The sequence below is a fragment of the Candidatus Nebulibacter yamunensis genome, assembly GCF_024208055.1.
GTDB lineage: Bacteria > Pseudomonadota > Gammaproteobacteria > Francisellales > Francisellaceae > Caedibacter > Caedibacter lacustris.
In genome coordinates this window covers 1-21,122 of the sequence record NZ_JAMBMW010000014.1, presented here as the reverse complement: position 1 = coordinate 21,122, position 21,122 = coordinate 1, and the positions used below count along the sequence as shown (strand labels likewise).

Below are 21,122 nucleotides of genomic sequence, written 5' to 3'. Positions count from 1 at the left end.
ATAACATATTAGGGGAGATAGATAAGTATGCAGAAAATAAATTATTTTGCGACCAAATCTGGCTATGAAAACTATGAAAATAACGTCATTCGTGATTTTAATTCTTTGCCATTTGAGCCGATTAAAATTATGTTTATGGATGAGCTTAAAAGCCATCATAAAGATTTTATGGTGTTTGAAACCAAAGACCATGAAACTGCCGTGGTGATATCCACATCGGTATCCAATGACATACAGCCAATTATTAATAAATACCGATATGAAGCAACACAACAATTAAAAAACTTAACCACACGCACTTTTTATGCACATCCAGGGGTGCTTATTGAAGCGAAAACAAAAGTCTCTGTTGATGAGGCAATGGCTGATCGTGAGACCATGATTAAGAAATTTGACAATATGGTCAGTCACTCGGTAGCTGAAAAAGTCAGTGATATTCGTATTACGGTAACGGGGCTTGAAGCAACCATTAGTTTTAAACGCTATGGTGAGTACCGACATTACAAAACCATTGCATCGGATGAAGCACGGCGCCTGATTAATGCAGTTTATAACGCTAAAGGCAAAGAAGGACAAAAAGCAAAAGAATTTAGTGCGCATAAAAAAATGCAAACGATTTTAGAGCGTATGGTGAATGGGCGTAAATATAGAATCCGGTTTGCATCAACCAATATTGAATCACCTGATTATCACGTTAATGAAAAGTTTACTGAGGCGTTTAATGTGGCGTTAAGAAATCTGCCAACGGATCGTCGTGATATACGCCCATTGGATCAGCTAGGATTTGAGCCAGATCAGTTGGTGTTACTTAAAAAATCACAAGCGGCACCCAAAGGCGCAACCTTTTCATCAGGACCAACGGGGTCAGGAAAGTCAACCATGATGGCTTCACACATGTCACAGATTTATCAGCGATTTAAAGGTCGTAAAAATTTCTTAACCATTGAGGACCCCGTTGAATACGTCATACCTGGATTTATACAGATTCGTGTTAATTGCCCTGTTGATGCATCAGAAGAGCATAAAGCAAAACTATTTGTTGAAGCGATTATTACCGCGTTGCGCTCTGATATGGATGTGGGCTTTTGTAATGAGATTCGTGATAAGACAACTGCAATACTTGCGCAAAAGATTATTCAGTCAGGACACACTTTTTTGTCGACGATTCACGCTAATAATGCTTTGGGTATTGTTGATCGGCTTATTTTTGAAGGGGCAGAGCGAGAAATTGTGTGTGGTAGTGGATTTATTAATCTTCTGATTAATCAGGCACTAGTAGGTATGGTTTGCCAACATTGTAGCCATAGCATAGATACGTTTATAGCTATAAGTGATCAATCGTCTGATCGATCAATCAAACATGAAGCTGCGGAGCTTTTAGCGCGTATTGATGTGGTTATGGCGCGTTATCAGTTGGATTCATATCTTAAAGGGCAACTTCGTTTTCGCAACGAATCAGGTTGTTCACATTGTGCTAATGGGGTGACAGGTATGACAATTGTTGCGGAAGTTATTAAGCCAACGACTAAGGTTTTACAGTTTTTATTAAAAAGAGAATCCATTAACGCCTGGCAGGAATGGCGTCGCTCGGGAGGCAGAACCAAAGCAGAGCATGGGTTATTAAAAGTCTTTAGGGGTGAAATTTGTCCAACCTTATTTGAAAATGCATTAGGGGACATTGATACACTTGAAATTGATGATGATGTATTTGATGCATCGTTTTTCTCACAATTTCTAAGCCAGCTAAACTCAACTGTAATTCAACATAAGTGGGGAGCGACTACAAATTCTCTACACCATAACGAGGCTGTTGTATGAAAAATTTAATTCAAAAATCCAGCTTAGCATTTCAGAAAAGGATAAAAGAAAATATTTTTTTGAAAGTAGGTGAGGATAGCTTATATAGCATCATTAAGCGTAGACTTTTAAAGTTGCAGTTTACTGCTAAAAAACGGCGCAACTTTTATGATGTGGTTAAACGTCTATTAAGCTCAGGGTTTAGTTTTGAGAATATTTTAGATCAAATGATTAGTGAGTATGAGCGGCATAAAAAATGGCATAATGATATGCAACTTTATGCGCAAATTGCCAGAGATATTCACCATCGAATGGAAAGCATAGGTCTTGAATTTCATGAAGCAGTCAGTATTTACGTGCCAAATCAAGAAGTGATGCTTCTTGCATCAGAGCGTCAAACTTCTGTGAATACGCTTAAAAATACAATTCATGTTTCTACATCACTGCATAAAATGCATGGTATTATTATACAGAGTTTATTAATGCCAATCGTATACATTGGGCTAATGTTTGCAATGATTGGTATCGCCTACTATGCATTAAACCCAATTATACAAAGTGCTGATAATCCAACTAAGTTTAATCCATCAACTTTACTGCTTTATCATTTTAGCGCATGGTTCGCTGAGCATTATATTTTGTTATTAGTTGTGATTATTATTGCAGCTGGCTTATGTGCGTGGAGTGTACTTTATCTAACGCATGATTTGCGTTATCGTGTGCTAGATTCAGCTCCACCTTATTTGATCTATAAAAATCTAACAGCAATTCGTTTTTTGTTGGCACTATCATTGATGATCAGTGGTCATAATCAAGTATCTATTCATGAAGCATTAGTACGCATTGGTAGACATGCAACAGAGTATTTATCAAAGTTTATAGATCGTATGATTGATGGTGTCGGGGTTATGGGAAATCTGCCTGGGAAAGTCATTGCAGAAAGTGGATTATTTAGTTCGCAAATAGCATGTTTAATCGCGATGTATGCAAACTCAAATGAACTTGAAAAAGGAATTTATGAGCTTGCTAATAGCTATCTAGATGTGCAGATCAGTCGTATTAAAAAAATGTTTATGGTGATCAATGTCTTGGTGACAGGTGTCGTCATTATTTTTGCACTGTGGTTTATGTATGCCGTGATGATGATAGGGCAAGGATTTAGTTAATTTATTTCGTTATTAAGAGGAGAAAACATATGAGAAATACTAACACACAACAAAACGATAAAATAATACATAGTAACAAAGTATCTAGAGGATTTAAAAAGCAGAAAGGACTGTCATTAATTGGCGTTCTTTTAGCAATTGTTGTTGGTGCAATTGCGACTGTGATTGTGATTAATTACTATAACAATGTGGAGGAATCTCGCAAAGCAGGTGAGATGCAGCAGGCTATTGCAACAATGGCAAGCAATATTAATAGCATGGCACAAGCAACGAATGGTAGTTATTTAGGGCTTACTGCACAAACCGTGATTAATAGTGGAGATGTTGTTTCGTCTCTCATTAAAGGGGCAGCTGGAGCACAAGTAATCGGTACAGCATGGTATGCAGCTAATCATAACTCAACTATTGCTGTTACGCCTGCAAATGGTAATACCCAGTTTACCGTGACTTTAAATCAAATCCCCAAAGAGGCATGTTCTAAAATAGGCCGCTATTTCTTAGGCAAAAATTCACAGGGTGTTGCCGGAAATGGTCGTGTAGCAGTATCTGGTCCTGATTTGGCCACTGCATGCGCCACAAATGATCCTGCAACGTTAACCATTACGTTTAATTAATCACTTGGTCACAAAACAAGGATACTAAGATGAAAGCTCAGCAACCTTTAACGGTGACTAATAGGACACGCAAAGCTTGTTTGAAAGATCAACGTGGATTCTCATTACTGGGTGTATTGTTGGCTTTATCGATCTTAACTTTATTGACTGGCTGGTATTATATAAATCAGTTACGAGATAGACAGACGGATCAGGTCAAAGCGCAAGGAAACACAATATCGCAATATATCTCAGCAGTACAAGCAAGAGTCTCAAGCTATGATGGTCTTGCTATTGGTGTATATAATGGTATTAATTGGTTGAAACCAATCGTCTGTGGCGGCACGGCAAATAGCGCTTTCTTGCCATGCAATTTTACGATTCATTCACCATTTTTGCGTCAAGATGTTTCGACCAGTATTACCTTATTAGATGTCGATCAAAGTCGATTTACTGCCACGATTACGATAGGCCCAATTGAAGAATATGATGCAGGCAGCTATCATTTGGCGCCACGCTTAGGCGCAATGATGGTTAATACTATTAAAACGCATTACGGTAATGATGGTAATGGTATTTTTAATGGTATCTCAGGGATTAGTTATGACTCAAATACCGCTATTATGCAGGTGCAGATCAGTGTCCAAAATACACATGGTGCATGGATTAGAACGGATGGAACTGTGCCTATGGAAGCAAACTTAAGATTTAACCCTGCAAAGCCTGCTGATCATCGTGAAATTATGGATGTATCAAATATTGTTATGAATAATACAGGGGCGGCTGAAATCAGTAATATCTATGGTGCGATTCAACTTGAGGCTGCGAATATTTTATCACAAATCGCAAATAACGTGGTTAATAGTGCAACCAATATTTACCAAGTTAATGGTAGTCAACAAATCACATTGCGCGCACCAACAACCCAAATTTTAGGCACAAATACTTTAACGCTTGCGGTTGGCGCACAGCAACTGCAGTTTAACACAGCCAATATTACGTTATCAGGAAATACTTTTAATAATAATGCACAAACGACCAATATGAACTCTAATGTTACTAATATTAATAAGATGGGGGGCACCGTTTATCTTGGTAATCAATCAGGAACACAGGGAATCTCGAATGTTATTGTTAATGATATGACGATTCGCTCAATGGGTGATAAAACGTTAAGTGAGCTACTAAAAAGTACAAGTCAATATTACGTGCGCAATATTATTTATGGTTATCAGATTCCAGTGACTGATTTTGTCGGTTCATCGGTTGTGCTAAATCGCAATAAATGGAACTTGATCTGTCAACCAGATGAGCAGCTTTACATCGAATCAACTTTGCATCTAAATGTTGGCGGAGCATGGAGTAACTGGGGGCAGTCATATCCAATGAGTCGTGTGACGATTAATAACGTTACAGTGACATTAACATCCATCAATGGTGGATCAGCTAATAGTGCCGATGGCAACGTGGTGGCTTTTTGTAAAACCGTATAAATGAGAGAAATAACATGCGTAAGCATAACAATATGAATAGTTATTATCAGTGTCAGCGTGGGGTTGCTTTAGTGTTGGTAATGTTTATTTTAGTATTAATTATGAGCGGGAGTGTTTGGACATATACCATGCATAAGCGAAATCAGCAGAAAGAATTAGCCATTAATTTAGGCAACCATATAGCTATGTATACTTCAGCTGTCAGAGCACGGCTTGCTGATGTTTCTACGCTTACAGTTGGTACGTATTCTGGGGTGAACTGGCTTATTAGTAATACGTGTGGTGGGATTGCATTAAAACCTTATTTGCCTTGTAATTTTGCTATTCCAAACAAACTGATTAGGCAGCCTGTTAGTACTGATATTACTCAGGTTGCAGCCAGTGACATTCGCGCAACGATTCATGTTGGACAAATTGTATCACGTACCAATGGCGTGGATGAAGCAGCCCCTTGGTTGTCAGCGATTGTTGTCAATACAGCTAAAACAAAATATGGTCTGATCAGTGATCAGGTGTTAGATATGAGTAGCGACTATCATTTAGATAAAAATACAGCAACCATCAGTATTGATTTAACACGTGATTCAACGACAAGCGTTTGGTTACATGCTGATGGGACTAATCAAATGGAGGCTAATTTCAGATTTAATCCAACAAAACCTGATGATCATCGAGAGCTTGTTAATCCATCAGCAATAAGGATGAATAACACAGCCACTGCAGCAATCAGCAATAATCATGGCGGGCTAACGTTGCGTGCGGCAGGGGATATCATATCTAATGCAACTGATATTAAAACGCAGGCAGTAGATATTGATATAAATGCTGGTAATCAAGTTTGGATGCGCGCAACTGACATAAGTGTAACATCAAACGTTAATTTGATCGCAGCAAGTGGAGCACAAAATTTAACAACGGATGGAGTAGCTATGACGATTGGTGGTGTGAGTTTTAATGATAGTAGCAGGGCAACCAGCATTAATAGCAATAATACAAACCTGAATGTAAATGGAGGAACTGTTTACCTGGGGAATCAAAGTGGTGTTTATGGTGCCTCAAATGTTGCAGTTAATGACTTTACGGTTAAATCAATGGGAAATAAAACATTAACGCAGTTATTGAAAAGCAGAGCAGGGGAATACCGTGTTCTTAAAATTATTCCTGGTCCAAGTATTCCAGGATGGACAATGGTTGGTGGCAGTGCTGGTTCTTATGCTTGTGCGCGTGATTTAGGTATGCCATTACCTCCAAGTGTATTAACAAATAATACCAACGCCATACGTTCGAATATGGTTAAAGGAGGGACTGGGTGCGATACATTTAAAGTTGTTTTGAATATCAATTACTGGGGTTTGACTTGCCCGCTTGTTAATAAACAACCTGGTACATTGGCGATTATATCTAATTTGTATGCACCTTATTGGAGTGGAGGATTATTTGGATTTGGTAAAGGTCGAGCGTGGCCGCTTAAATATATCAGGATGACATCGGATGATGTGAGTTTGATATATACCTGGTCAAATTCAGGATCATCAGTCGGATCTCCAGGACGAGTTGAGGGTAATTTAACGTTTTATTGTCATTATCTTAACGCAAGTAGTTGAAGGAATTAGCGATGAGAAATTTATTGATTAAAGTGAGCATGATCATTGGTTTAACGCATACTGCTATAGCACAAACCCACTTTGGCCAACCAGATAGCAGAGGTAAATCAAAGCCACTAACGGTTGAAGAGATTATGCAGAAGGTAGCTGATACGACTGATCTATCAGCTAAAGAGCGTTTATTGAAAGAAGCAGTCAAAACACGATCTGGCTTAGCTTATTTAAAGTTGGGTCAGCTTGAATTAAACCAACTTTTACACGACAAAAGTAATGTCAGTCTTGATTCAGCTAAAGCAACGCTAAATGACTTTAAACAGGCGGTGCGCTTTGGTTACCCTGAAGGTTATTTGAGTATTGCTACACTTTACGATAAAGGATTAGGTGTCACCCAAAACAGCTTTTTAGCGGGGTGTTATAACAATTTAGCGAAGCTTAATCCAGATCAGCGTTATATTGATTTGTGCAACTCAAGAATGGCGCAGGATTTTGTGATTGTTAAACCAGAAGGATTGCAAAATGCTTATGAGGTTAATTTAAAAGCGCAAACCTTAGTGTCTGATTTTTGTCAAAAAGGGCAGGGCGATTTACTTAATACAGGGTTAAGTGATCAGTTACGCACGGCTCTTTTTCAAAAGATTTGCCAAGCCAATAACTCAGATGAACACACACAAAAGGAGTTTCATCTTACTAATGACGATTTAGTATTAATCAATGGTGCTTTAAGTGTTTATCAAAATGGGGCATTAACTCCCTATCAATTGCCCTTACAAAAAGGTCAGATCATTTATCAGAAGAATCCTGCTTACAGTGCCTATATCTTTAATGGAAAGGATTTACGTATTGCCAATGATGGCACGATTATTCAGCGAGGTAACAAAATTTACAGGATCGAGCAGGGTCAAATGAAATTGGGTATGAATCAATAATTAACTTAGAAAAAGTAGGAGAATTAGAAATGGGCAATCAATTATTAGAGCAACTTATAAATGATGGTAAGCAGATAATAAAACTACCAGTGGTTATCATATTTGTGGTGGTCACTATTCTTGTGTTTGGCGTTGTCAATACACTGGTGAGTATTGTTGTTAGTTTGATGTTTGCGTCTGGTTATTATCTTATTGCGTGGTTACTTCGTGATAGAAAAATCAATGAACATAATGATACTGAGCTTAACAAAAATCAGGTGGCTGATGAGCCAGTAAAAGCAGATAAATAGGCGATTTTATCAATAAAAAAGGGGAAACAAGATGGCTAAAGGTACAGTAAATAAAGTAATATTATTAGGACGTTTAGGTGCTGATGCGGAGTTGCGCTATATGCAAAATGGCACTTCAGTTGCAAATCTACGTGTTGCCACAAATGATGGTTATAAAGACCGTCAAACTAATCAGTTTATTGAAATGACCGAATGGCATCGTGTTGTGTTCTTTGGAAAATTAGCAGATACGATTGCCCAGTATACCCATAAGGGTAGCTTAATTTATGTTGAGGGTAGATTGCGCACGAATCAGTGGCAGGATCAAAATGGTCAGACACATTACACAACTGAGGTTGTAGGCGTCAGTTTTCAGCTGATTGGTGGTAATTCTCAGCAAAATACGCAATCACAGCAACAAGTTCAACAGTCCTCAAGTACATCGCAAGCACCTGTTAGTCATGAAACTAATCAAAGTGTGTCAAGTAGCTCCATCGAGCAACTTCAACCCATTGTACCAAGTTATGAGGAATTTGCTCAGCAGCTCGATGACTTTGATGACGTTCCTTTTTAATAGATCATGGCTTTAGAATTAACTACGATCCCTGTGGAAGAACCCCAAAAAAGGTGGAACGTTATTTAACCATACCAACTAGTTATAAGGAAATATGATGATTTTACATAAGCTGTCAAAATTCGGACTAGACAACCATCCCTATTCTGTTGTGAATGAGTTATCTATATTGTTGTTCATGATATTCATTTTTTCTGGTTGTTTTGCCCTTATGGTGTATCAGTCATTTTTTGAAGCTATGTACTATCTGGGTATGGATGTTATGGTTTTCAAAAAAGGTATTATTGACTCTAACTGGCAAGGTGTAGCAATCATAGGCATATATACTCTTGTTTACTGGTGGGGCTATAAAAGACTTATCAATGAAAAAGGCAATATTATGTTGATTGCTTTAAATACCACAATCTTTAGTTCAGTTATTTTTGGCTTTGTTGGTGACCTTGTTTTAAATGCTGTTATTGCCTGGAAAGTTCAATCTTTAAAATTTATCACACAATCATACGGTATGACATCACACTTTAAAGATTACTATCACTTAGTGATGGCAAAGAATCTTTTCGCAAGTGCAATTTTAGTTGTCAGCTTAATACATATTTTAATGAGACGCATGCCAAAAGCGAAAACCAAGGCATCCTCTGGCAAATTAGGGGGAGCAAAACAAGCCGATGTCCATTATCTCAAAAAAATGGATTTTGTAATTGATCGATCACAAGCGTTAACTGGTGATAACTATGCAATAGGCAAATTAAATGGTGAATATATCGCGGTTGAAAAACCGCTTAACACGCTTGTGATTGCCCCACCGAGAAGTGGTAAGGGGGTATCCGCAGCCATTCCATCCATCTTAGATGCTAAGAGTAATATTTTTGCATTGGATATTAAATCAGAGCTTTTTTTGACGACTTATCAAGATTCAATATATAAAGGTAAAAAGCCTGTAGCAATTGATCCTTATCGAGTGCTTGATCAGTATGGTGATTTTAAGCAGTTTCAGATATTTCACTATGATCCACTGAATCCTGAGCAGATTAATTTAAATGATGAACTGACACGTGATCGATATATTGCTGCCTTAGCGGGAGCAATGATGGTTGAAGGTAAGTTCGAAACAGATCACTTTAAAGAGACGGCTAATGCAATCCTTCAAGCGGCAATTGATGGTTTTTTAGGTACGGGGAAATCGCTTACAGATTTGTATGATACCTTTGCACCATTAGACAAGGCTGGATCCATTAAAACACTTGAATCCTATGTTGCTGATAACAAGAGTCGCAGAATTATTGCAGGAATAGGCATGCTTAAAAAAGTGGCTGATAAGGAAGCCGGATCAATACTATCAACCCTCTACCGCTGCTTTGATTATGTTGCCAGTCCTGCCTGGGCAAGATTTTTTAGTAGCAGAGGATTAAATCTTCAAAACTATGTTACAGGTAATAGCGATTTATATTTAATTATTCCTGAAGATATGGTACCGCGCTACCCAAAAGTTATTCGGATGATTTTATCAATGTTAGCAACACATCTATCGATCACGCCAGCTTATCAGTTGCATCCATGCTATCCAATTCAGATTGATGAGGTGGCACAATTGGGACCTGTGCCAGAAATTCCTATTTTATATGAGATTTTTGGAGCAAAAGGAGTGAGATTATCTTTATATTTTCAGTCAGTTGATCAAGTAGACCGATTTGAAAAAGCCGATATGATTAAAGGATTTGACCTAATCCGTGTTTTTGGTGCGAATGATACTAAGACCATTGATTGGATTCAGAAGCTCGGTGGTCGCCAAACGATTATTGTTGAAAGCCGCAATGAATCGAGCTCTAAAAGTCGCAGTACACGAGCTGGACTTTTATCTCCTGGCAGTGTCAGTACATCCAGCTCAACCAGTGAGCAGGAAACGGCAACGGATTTATATCATACGGATATGATCAGAGAGTTAGATAGATCAAAGCAGTTTGTTTTTAAAAGTGGTATGCGTTCATTTATATGTGACCGTATTTTTTATTATGAAGATGAGAGATACAAAGGTCGGTTTGGTATCAATTATGTTGAAAAAAAAGAACTGATTAAAAATCCTACTGAAGTTATATCTCAACAACATTATGAGCAGAAACAATCTGCTATTAATAATGAAAAGCCATTATTAAATAACTTAAAAAAGCAAGTTCGTATACTGATTGATGAGGTTATTGAGAATGATGATTTGGTCAATCAGTATATTTTTACAGATATTTCCAAGCGATATATCAGTTCGGTTATAGTGGAGCAATTGGCTAAGGATAGCCAGATAACAATAGAGATTTATCTAAAAATTATGCGTAATCATCATTTATTAGGGGAAAGCAAAGAGATTAACGGAACCATTATGTATGAGCTTCTATATCAAGTAAGACTTCCACATGATGAACGTTTTTTAATACCTCAAACAGAAAAACAAAAAATACAAGGTGGAGTATGATTATAAAAAAACCGATAAACTACTACGGTCAACAAGTAAATATGGAAATTGAACACACTAAGCGCAATAACAGGGGGCAAGTGTGGAAGCTCAATGGAGAATATACAACGATCGAGCAGATATCAAAAGCGCTTTATTATCCAAATGCTCATGTACTAAGGCGTCGCATTACAAATGTCGGTCAGCAGCGGGCATTCACCGAGCCTTTTCAATAGATGTTACGAGGTCTATGGTCTGGTACTAAGGGAAAATTATAAAACAGGTGAGTGGAATTTTTGGAGTGTAGTGATGCAAATCATTAAAAAATTCAAAACCAATGATCGAGTTGTTTCTATTCGGTTATTGAGTGAAGATGAAACAAATGCTTTGTTTTGGGTATTCATCAAAAACAAAGGAAATCATCAACAAAAGCAAACGGTGAAAATGTTAAGTGAGTATATCCGAGATCGTGAATGTTGGCTTGACTGTGACTGTGAAGTTGAGGAAGGCAGCCATGCCTTGATGACAATTGGCTTAAGTCACAAAGATAATTATTATTTGCAGCATATTAATTCAAGGGGTGAGCATCACAAAGCTTGTCGATTTAAAGGGGTACCTCGTTCATCGGGTACATCTAACAATGAGGTGAAACGCGTCAGTAAAACAAGCCTGTTAAAAATTCACGTTCGTGGTGGATTAGGCGAGGATAATGAAAAAGAAAAAAGCGAAAAATCGTTATCGAAAAGCACAGCGACTAAGTATCCAAGATTAGCAAGGTTTTTGTATTCTATTATTGAAGATGCAAAGCTTAATCAACTTAGTATTGAGTCGGTTAAGATTGGTGATACCTACAAAAAACTAAGACAGGTTGCCAGTAAATATCAGCTTGAAAAGGGTATCAAAGCCAGTGAATTCCTTTTTACTTACCCTGACATTGAGCAAATTAAAATAAAACTGGAAGCATCATTATCAAGATGGGGTGATAGTCGTCCTTATGCGTTATGTATTGGTGTAGCAAGCGATATTGTCGATAACAAGCTGATTTTTAGTTATAAAAATAGAGAAATTGTGGTTAAACTTCAAGGTACACTCAAAAAATCATCTGGTCGATTAGGTGAAGATAGTAAGCCTTATTTGGTGATTTTTTCAGTGACAGATTCCAACGATGATATAGGTAATTTTAAGCCTTTTAACGGTTTTTGAAATTAGGCACACGTCTGTTTTTATCCAACAAAGCTTCAACTCCACCATCTTTTACCGCTTCTTGATAACGATAAAAGGTTTCACGTGAGAAACCCATTACTTTGCATGCTTTGGAAATATTTTCTAATTCCTCTGCTAAATTTAACAAACCGACTTTATTTTTGATGAATTTATTATTAGTATCCAACATGAGGTTGCTCCTGTTTTTGATTTGTTTTGTTTCACGTTTATCAAAACAGGCAATCTCATCTAAGTCAAGATGAGTGTCAGATTATATCTAGACTAATACAAATTACCTGTTGAGCTTAGTTTTCACGCTATATGCTATCCTCTATCAATCACCAATATCATAACCTTCATCATTTGACTGTGACTGTCCTTTAGCTTTGGATAACTTCTGCTGCATTTTTTCTCTATGATGCCTAGCATAAATATCTATCATCGTTGACACACTAGCCAAGGAAATTGGGTTACCTGATTTAGCAATAACGGCTTCAACCTTATCATCGGTTAAATTGAAGTCTGTACGCTCCCCTGGATAATCCAGCTCAAACTTCACTAACGCCTCAATATCAGATTTGTGCGCCTGTAAAATATCATTTGAGTATTCACGCAGCCAGTCATTAATATACTCATCCCTATCCATCAACTCTTCACGATTCGCCATATAACGCTTGGCATACATTGATAAAGCCTCTTTTGTTTCTTGGGATATCCCCGGCGCAGTTTGACTCAATGCCAATTGCTGTTTATCTACACGCGTATGCAAACGCGTTAATCCCATTTGCTCTGAAATATCATCAACGTGCTGATGTACCAACACGTCATTCCAGTCTGTCTTTTTAAATCCTTCGATACTCTTCGGCATAATCACACGTGCATCAATACCCTGTTCTTTTAATTTCGCCTGTGCTTCATAGGTTAAGGCATAAGACCTAGATTCAACTCCATCATTATCCCCTGCAATAATAACTTCACTTGGATTAAAACGCTCAATCATATCTTTCATTTTGCCAATATTCGCCGCAGAACCACAGGCTGTTAATACCGTGGCTTTTGGATCAGCCATTGCAATAGAAGCAGCAGTTTCTGGTCCCTCTGCAATATAAAGCCGTCCTTTTTCTTTTTCTGAGCCAATATTGACAAAGCCAGCTGATCCAGAAATCACACCTAATGTCAGTTTAGGGTTATCCATAAAGTGTGGCTTGTCAGCAGTTTTAGGGTCTAAGTAAATACGCTGCACCCCAGTAATCCCTTCTTTGCCATACACAGGAACTACCAGCATAGGCAGTTTGTTTGTTACCATTTGCCCATCTTGCTCATAACTATATGCACCTTTAGCTAAGAAGCGCATTTGCATCGTATGAATCGGATAGATAGCGCGATGCTCTTTTAAGTAGCGCTCTGCTAAAGTGCCCTTTAACGGTACGGTTGCTGCCCATAGTTTTTGTGCCTTAGCAATTTCAGCTGCACGCGTTTTCGCTGCCTCAGCTTCACGTTGCTGTGCAATTTTCTGAGGATCATAGATTTCAGTGGTTTTAACTTCATCCACTTTAAGTCCCGCAAAAATTGCTGCCATCTCAAAATGACTCATACCTGTTGTTTGCTGATCAAAGTTTTCTTTAAATGCATCTACTGGCTGACGATATTGATCTTTAAGAGGATCATACCACTGCCCTTTTTTATCACCCGTTAGCATCACCATACGATCATGCTCATACAACACATAATCTTGTGTCGCTTTCATTGGCTGACCAAGGGCATAGTCATATACATCTAAATTTGCATAAATTGCCTGATTAATGGCTTTAATATCAAAGCGTGTTATTTCTCTTGGTTGTATTGCTTCAACTATTTTTTGTGGTTGCATTATTGAGTGAATGTGATTTAGAACTGGTACACGTTCACTATATGCCTGCACCTGGCTCCACTTCACTTCCTCAAATTGCAGCATTGATTCATAACGTGACGGCCACTTAGCAAATTGCACAGCTAGGCTATGCCGTGTTTGTAATAGTTTATCATGATAAGAACCAGGTGTTTTCACATAACGCAAACGACGATCTGCATCAACATAGCGCAACACTTCATCGTATAATGGTCGCTGATCAGCACTTAAGGACTGCTTAAATTCAGTTTCTCTCGCACGAACTGTATCAATGTAATAGCCTTTTTGGTAATCAGCAGCATGTGCTTTAAAGGCATTATATACCTGTCCTTTACCATAATCTAATGACAGATCAAGTGCCAACATCTGCGCTAAGACCTGATTATCCTTATCTTTCACTTTGCAGTATTCACCAATATCAATAATCAACTGATGACTGTGTGCTGCCTTATTTAGCTTAGTAACATCTATATGCTTAAAGGTATCTTTCAACAGCTCATCTTTAAATTGACTGCTACTGACATAAGCTTTATGCGCTTTTTCATTTTTAATTTGTGTTAGATGGCTAGCTTTACCTTCTAATTCCGCAATATTAACATCAGGATTTTTAAGTCGTTTTGCTTGGCGAACGTTACTCCACGCCTGCTGTATTTTTGCCATTGCAATATCATAATCTGCAAGCGCCTGATAAACAGATGCTTTTTGACTGTCATTAATTGCTTTAACACCTTCGGCATATTTATGTTCAAGTGCCTGTATTGAAATGCTTTTAATATCACAATCTTTACGCCCTGTAAGATAAAACATATGCTTACCAAGATTTTGCATAATCTCATAAGCAATGGATTTATCCTTGGCACCTGATTGTAGGTATCTCTCAACACGAGCTTTAGCAATAAGACGCGCCTCATGTAGCCCAACATGATAAACAAAGCGTTTTGCATAAAAGTGTGGGAACTTATCACGCAATTTCTTCTGCTTATCTTCATCAGTAGCTAAAAGCTCAGGGTTTTCTTGCGCAAGCTCATAAGCCATTTCATTGCGCATAGCAATAGTGTAATAATAATTATCCTTTAAGCTTGCAATTTCAGTTTTAAGTGAAGCTTCTTCAATCGATATATTGCTATCATGCCCTACTGCTGCCTGATATCCTATTTCTGTTACTATTTTATTTACCTTGTCTGTACTAGTAGCTTTTCTAACCTCGACCAACTGCGCTTCAAGTGCTTTTAATTCCTTGGTCTTATCGGCAACCGTGCGGCAAATATCACTATGCGCAGTAATCGCATCAAATATTGCCTGATCAGAAGCGCTTAATTCAGCACGTACCTGGCGCAATTTCTCAGGCATTGCTATTTTATAAAGTGGCAACCACAATAAGCCTGCCTCGCGCGCAAGACCATAATAACCTTTACTATCTTGCGTAAACTGATAAGCAAGTTTCTCTAACTGTGCTTGCGGTGTTTGAGGATTCAAATAAGCGTCAATCGCTAAACGCTTAGCTTCTTTGGCATGACCTTTATCAATACGCTCAATGGTTTTAGCCAAGCGCGATTCATCTTTAATCTGATGCGCCAGAATAGATCGATAATCAACGCCCTTCTCAATAAGCGCATACGCATAGCAATCAGCTTGTCTTGCAAATCCAGCTGATGTTTCAGCGTAAACTCGTAAATGCTCCGGTTTAAACACAGAATCAACATAAACATGACCATCAAACGCATGCTGTGTCTTTTTATAATAACGAAAGCTTTGATACGACGCATCAAGGTAGTTTTTAACTAAATGGATATCCTGATGCTTAGTTGCTGATGTCAGCTTGCGAAGTAAAGAAACCTTCTCAAGTTTTTTGACATCCGCTTTTGCCTGTTGATATACATGAGCCGCCTGTAAGTGATTACCATAGCGTTTACCGTCTTCGAGTAATGCTTTCGCTTCTTCAAAACGTGATACTCGCTGTAAAGCAGACTGGTAACGACGTACCCGATCATAATTACCCGCAGCTTCATGCAATCGCTCCAGATCAATCTTCGCAAAATCAATGGCACCACTATACTGATCAAGCTTTTGTATAATATCATACGCCAACGCATCACGCTGATAACCATAATGCTGCGCCATTTGACGTAACCTATCTTTGCGATCAATCGATTGACTATTTTGCTTATTGTGATGACCATCCTTTTCTTTATTGGCAAATGATGTATAAGCCTTCTGTTGCTCAGCAATGCGATAAAATTCTTGCCAGTTTGATCGAGCACATTTTGCCAGTGTCATATAATCATTAATCACACCAATGGATTGACGGTATTCTTTGGTACCTCTTAAAACCTGTAAGTGTCTATCAAAGTGCCAGTTAGCAATATTGATATCTTTCCAGCCATCAGTAAAGGCATTTTCGACATACCCACTCATCATCGCAAATTTTGATTTTATCTGATGCGCTGTCATCATCTGAGCAATCGATGTTGTATCAGATGCCTTGAAGCGATCAATAAGATAATGTGCGGTTTTATGCTCCTGAGCATGTGACTCAAGTTTAGTCTGATCAATACGGAAAAAGTCACTAACTTCTTTAGCAATACCAGAAGATGCTAAGGTTGAAGCAACGGCATTTCTCGATTGTCTTAACAATGCGCAACGCCGTGAAACTGCCTCAATTTTTTCTTGATTCTCTTTATTCTCATCATTACCATCACTTAACGATTTTAAGCTGCGAAGCTCTGCATAGCTTTCAAAAAGCGTATGGTTTCTCTGAATATAATCTCTGGCATCCTTAATAAAGCTGCGATGTTCGACACCAAAATGTCTAAAGGCTTTTTCATATTGGACATTAGCTGCCTGATTACGTAACTCATTGATAAAGTCAAAAGCTTGCGCTTCCGTATCAAAGACCTTAAATATGTGTCGCTGATAACTACTTAGATCGCCTACCACCTTCTCAGCTTGCTCTGGCTGCCATAGCTGCTTAAGGGTATATGCTTTAGCAAGAGATAGAATTTGCTCACGCTTCTCATAGAAATCATACGCCTTATTAAGTGTCGCACTGGTAATACGATTCGCATGTAAACTTTCAGTTAGATCAATGGCATTGTTTTTAATGCGATTAGCTAACTCACCATTACTAACCTGTGCTTCATAAAGCTCATCCCACAAGCCTTGTACTTTTGGATCATCTTGCGCATCAGCAAGTGTGCGCTCACCCAACGCCTCATTAATGCCTTTAGATAACTTAGCAATCTCAATACGCTTATCGGCAAATGAGGCAACAATCCGCGCCTCTTCTCTAATACGCACCATTTCACGCTGCTCATCACTGATGGTCGCTTCTTTACGTGCGAGTGTTTTCTCAACATACGCTTGATAATTCGATAAATACAACCAGGCATCGTGTAACTTGTCCGCTGTTTTAGCAACTAAACCTACGGCACGCTCAACAATATGCTCACCATCAAACCCACGGTTAATGGCAAATTGTACTGGATAATCATAAATATGATCTTTTAAACCACCACGTGAAACCACTTCTTTAACATGGTCAAGATCATTAAAGGTCTCACCGTCGACAAATAAATCAAAGTTATCTCGGTGACGCGTCCCACCAACCAGGAATAAATGACGATCCCAGCCAATAGAGTCAATATCTACAAGTGTGTGATCAAAGGTCGCACCCTGTAATTTATGGATGGTGGCAGCATAGGTATAGTTAAAGTGATTATAAGCTGCTGGATCAAACGTAATGCTTTGACCTGATTTAAGCGTCACAGTGACTTGATTATCATCAACAGCACTCACTGTACCCATAAACCCATTCCTAACACCAAGATTTTTATCATTGCGCGTAAACAATAAGCGCTCACCAACAGCAATGGTTAACTGTTTACCATTGTCATTTTTAAAGTTAACACCACCCGATAACTTGCCTTGATTGACCAGTCGCTCCCGTGCCATTTTATTGAGCGTATCAATACTATCATTCTTATGCGCCAGCAGCATCACTTCAGATAGTGGTACGCCAGCGTCAAGGTGTGACTGCCACCGCTCAAGCATCGCAGTATGCTTACCTTCAACCTTATCATAAAAATGAACATGACCATGTAACTGATAAAGATCAAAACCTTTACCTATCTCCTGTGTTTCAAAGTAAATCGTTGCCTCACGCTGCCACTCTTTATTCTGACGAATAATATCCGTCATTTTAGAAGCACCAACTTCATCAATAATTGAGCGCATCGATGCACCTGGGCCAATCGGCTGTGTTTGCTCGTCATCACCGATACCAACAAGCTTGGCTTCAGCTTGCACCACATGCTTCATCAAACGATGAGCATCATCAAGTGCCAGCATCCCAAACTCATCAACAACAACAATATCACGTTTAGATAAACGCATATGACCTTTGTTTAACTGATAGAGTAGAGAAGCTGTGGTATGCGATTTAATATCAGAAGAGGATTGCAACTCAGCCGCAGCAGCACCAGATAACGCGGTACCCAAAACATTAAAGCCCGCTTTTTGCCATATCTCATTAGCAAGCTTCATCATAAAGCTTTTACCAGTTCCGGCAAACCCAACCGTCACACCAATTGACTTGCCCTGGAGCAAATGACGTAATGATTGTTCTTGAGTTGGTCGTAAATCATATGATTTTAAGACCTTATCAATATCAGTATCGTAAACATTAAAGCCTTTACGCTTACTAAGCGTTCTGGCCATTTCGCGCAATGCTATCTCTTTATCAAAATGCAGCTTAGTGGTATAGCTATCTCTACCATCTATACCCACACCAAGATAAACCAGTTTTTTATCCTGAATAACCTTTTGATACACCTGATTAAAGTTCTGTGTCCCCACTTCATCATGTTCAAAAACTGACTCTTTAATCTGCTTGTCACTAAAAATACCGTGACTCGCTTCAAGCTTTTCGATCACCTGATATGTCAAAGCAGATTGTGAAAGTGGTGAATTATTAATCAAACTAGCCTGATGAGTACTAACCATATATTTATCAATATCGCTCTCAATGTCGGATGATAGTGTAGGAATCACACTATTTTGACTTGACGAGGACGGAAAGTTATTTGAATTATCTGCTATTTGAGACGTAGAATCGAAAGAAGATTGATGATCATTAGCAGGTTTTTCTTGCACATTTTCGGCTTTAGCTGCCAATGGTAAGGGTGCTATAGCTGCACTTTGATCACCATTTTCTACCCTTTCAGCAGCATCGTTTTCCTGCTGATTTTTAACAATAGTTAATACATCATTAGGCACCACAAAGCGTGATAGCTCTTCTTCAACATGTGCTGAATCAATACAAACACGTTCCTGCTCAAGTTTCTTAATAATAATCTCTGGGTTGTCTTGAATCTTTAATAAATTCTCAGCTTTAATCAATTGATTTTGTGCTAATTTATACTTTTGATGTTCGCTGTCTTTCATATGTTTAGCTTTGCCCACTTTCTTCATAGGCACCAAATCAAGACCACGATCAGCATAACTTCTATGATCAATTTGAACATCTAGTCCTTTGCATTTTGCAAATTCATTAACACACTCAGACCATTCACTTCTGACTTTTAAATAGACCTCTTTAAGATCACCATAGTTATATCTAACTTTATTTCCAAAGCCTGTTTCTGTTAGTTGACGCAATGGCATTAAAATATGAAAATGTGGATTATGTTTTTCCCAGTGAATCGCAACGTCAGCAAATATGCCATCGACAGCAATATGCTTTTTAACAAACTCATCAACAAGCTCTTTGGCATTAGCGAAATTAAATTCAAGTGGTATAGAAACATCATCATGAAAACAAAGTTGTGCTCGTGGATGCTTTTCAATAAGTTCGATTCTATTCCATATTTGATCAGATAGCTCTTTGTTTACATCAAACTTTTTTACCCACTCAGGGGAATTATCAGGCAAATAACTCTTTTTAAAAACAACGTGATTCTTATCACCAAAATCAATTGTCTTATCTAGGCGTATACACTTTTTTAATTCTCCACGAATGTAAGCTGCGGCAAATACCGCATTAAAGCCTTCTGCTCGCTTACCGAAGTTTCGGGAGTAGTGATAAATCGCCATCTAGTACAATTCAATCCTTATATTGATACCCTGTACTTTAGCAGATCGCACAGCAAGTCGCAAGACTTGCACAAGTGCGTATTAGGTTATGAACGCAAAAACCAAGATGCCAATCTGGTTATAACCTAATGTTCTAATGAATTCGCTACGCTCATGTTTTCTTAATAGTCCTTTGCTGCTATCATAGACCTGTCATAATCGGATTAAAATTAAGGAAGTTTTGATGGCTGCCAAGAAAAAGACAACACAGGAACGTAAAGCAGATATTCAAAAGCAAATCGATGAGCTTAAAAAACTGGAAGCAAAGATTGATAAAGATCGCGCTGATAAAGTTGGTAAGTTGGCACTCAAATATGGTGTGACTGATTTAGAAGATGGCATCATCGAAAAAGAGTTTAAAGCGATTGCCGAAAAATACAAAGAAGACAAAGAGATGATGAACAAATTGGATGATGAAGTAAAAAAGTCATCATCAGACTCAACCGCAAGTGCACCGAGTTAACTGCCCTTTCAGCACGTGAACGCAAAAAGGACTCACGGCAAAAGTTCTTAATGGGGCTTGCCTTTGAAAAAACAAACCTTGAGTTATTCTTAAAACCACAATGCGCACTTTGTAAATTATCAGCAGATAAGGTTAACCATTATATAAACTCAACATTTGCAACAGCAATCTGCAAAAAAGCCATTGAGTTAATTGAAAGTAATGTGCAAGAGCATGACTTTTATAAAATCGGTTCTGCGGTTTTTAATGCACGTAATTATGAATACCAAAGTAGTAAACGTGACCAACTCTTTGCAATCTTTGGCCAGGAGTACGAAAAAATACGTTTCCACAATATTGTCCGCTTGGGTGGTGATATCATTGCCACAGGGTTGAGTGAATATCACAAAGCAACGGTGGTGGGTTCAATTCATTTTATCGCCAGGCAATATTTCAACATGAATCATACACTAGAGTTCTTTCCAAACCGTATTTAATCTAGCAAAATAGCTATTTAAAAATTAAAGGTGGATATGATCAATGAGATGGGAAACGATAAACAAGTTAGCAGCAGATGAGTTTCGTCGTTTAACAGGTG

Annotated in this window: 14 protein-coding genes and 1 pseudogene; 13 read left to right on the top strand and 2 right to left on the bottom strand. The window is 38.3% G+C overall.

The annotated features are described in order from the left end of the window. Positions 1-27: 27 nt before the first annotated feature. The 11 genes from M1V25_RS07050 to M1V25_RS07000 all read left to right on the top strand — a co-directional run bounded on the left by M1V25_RS07050 (position 28) and on the right by M1V25_RS07000 (position 12,065). Positions 28-1,818, top strand: a complete 1,791-nt coding sequence (locus tag M1V25_RS07050) for a GspE/PulE family protein (RefSeq protein WP_498842825.1) — start codon at positions 28-30, stop codon at positions 1,816-1,818. Continuing rightward, a complete protein-coding gene (locus tag M1V25_RS07045) occupies positions 1,815-2,963 on the top strand; it encodes a type II secretion system F family protein (protein WP_498842824.1) in 1,149 nt (382 codons plus the stop codon). Before M1V25_RS07050 ends, M1V25_RS07045 begins: the two co-directional genes overlap by 4 nt. 29 nt (positions 2,964-2,992) lie before the next feature. After that, positions 2,993-3,577 carry a type II secretion system protein gene (locus M1V25_RS07040; protein WP_498842823.1) on the top strand — a complete coding sequence of 195 codons (585 nt, stop codon included), beginning with the start codon at positions 2,993-2,995 and terminating at the stop codon, positions 3,575-3,577. Between the two features lie 29 nt (positions 3,578-3,606). Continuing rightward, the gene (locus tag M1V25_RS07035) at positions 3,607-5,049 is read left to right on the top strand and encodes a hypothetical protein (protein ID WP_498842822.1); all 1,443 of its coding nucleotides are present in this window, start codon (positions 3,607-3,609) and stop codon (positions 5,047-5,049) included. 32 nt (positions 5,050-5,081) lie between these two features. Next, positions 5,082-6,653: a hypothetical protein gene (locus M1V25_RS07030; RefSeq protein WP_498842821.1), complete on the top strand. Its 1,572-nt coding sequence runs from the start codon at positions 5,082-5,084 to the stop codon at positions 6,651-6,653. Between the two features lie 11 nt (positions 6,654-6,664). Then, positions 6,665-7,579 carry a hypothetical protein gene (locus tag M1V25_RS07025; RefSeq protein ID WP_498842820.1) on the top strand — a complete coding sequence of 305 codons (915 nt, stop codon included), beginning with the start codon at positions 6,665-6,667 and terminating at the stop codon, positions 7,577-7,579. Positions 7,580-7,608: 29 nt separating this feature from the next. Then, positions 7,609-7,869 (top strand): hypothetical protein, encoded by a 261-nt coding sequence (locus M1V25_RS07020; RefSeq protein WP_498842819.1) that lies wholly within the window; start codon positions 7,609-7,611, stop codon positions 7,867-7,869. A 31-nt stretch (positions 7,870-7,900) separates the two neighbouring features. After that, positions 7,901-8,422, top strand: a complete 522-nt coding sequence (locus tag M1V25_RS07015) for a single-stranded DNA-binding protein (protein WP_498842818.1) — start codon at positions 7,901-7,903, stop codon at positions 8,420-8,422. 94 nt (positions 8,423-8,516) lie between these two features. Further along, positions 8,517-10,883, top strand: coding sequence for a type IV secretory system conjugative DNA transfer family protein (locus M1V25_RS07010; protein WP_498842817.1), 2,367 nt, complete (start codon positions 8,517-8,519; stop codon positions 10,881-10,883). Beyond that, positions 10,880-11,098, top strand: coding sequence for a hypothetical protein (locus M1V25_RS07005; protein WP_498842816.1), 219 nt, complete (start codon positions 10,880-10,882; stop codon positions 11,096-11,098). The genes M1V25_RS07010 and M1V25_RS07005 overlap by 4 nt, the downstream gene beginning before the upstream one ends. Further along, entirely contained in the window at positions 11,058-12,065 is a 1,008-nt protein-coding gene (locus tag M1V25_RS07000; RefSeq protein ID WP_498842815.1) for a DUF8534 domain-containing protein, read from the top strand. The genes M1V25_RS07005 and M1V25_RS07000 overlap by 41 nt, the downstream gene beginning before the upstream one ends. Here the strand turns inward: M1V25_RS07000 and M1V25_RS06995 are convergent. Both M1V25_RS06995 and M1V25_RS06990 read right to left on the bottom strand, forming a co-directional pair. Further along, positions 12,055-12,255 (bottom strand): annotated as a pseudogene (locus M1V25_RS06995) (helix-turn-helix domain-containing protein); the annotation flags it as partial. The gene M1V25_RS07000 and the pseudogene M1V25_RS06995 overlap by 11 nt on opposite strands. A gap of 144 nt (positions 12,256-12,399) precedes the next feature. Further along, entirely contained in the window at positions 12,400-20,043 is a 7,644-nt protein-coding gene (locus M1V25_RS06990; RefSeq protein WP_498842814.1) for an AAA family ATPase, read from the bottom strand. A gap of 223 nt (positions 20,044-20,266) precedes the next feature. Between M1V25_RS06990 and M1V25_RS06985 the strand changes: the two genes are divergently transcribed. Both M1V25_RS06985 and M1V25_RS06980 read left to right on the top strand, forming a co-directional pair. Then, the gene (locus tag M1V25_RS06985) at positions 20,267-20,545 is read left to right on the top strand and encodes a hypothetical protein (RefSeq protein WP_498842813.1); all 279 of its coding nucleotides are present in this window, start codon (positions 20,267-20,269) and stop codon (positions 20,543-20,545) included. A 50-nt stretch (positions 20,546-20,595) separates the two neighbouring features. Beyond that, positions 20,596-21,021: a hypothetical protein gene (locus M1V25_RS06980; protein ID WP_498842812.1), complete on the top strand. Its 426-nt coding sequence runs from the start codon at positions 20,596-20,598 to the stop codon at positions 21,019-21,021. Positions 21,022-21,122: the final 101 nt, after the last annotated feature.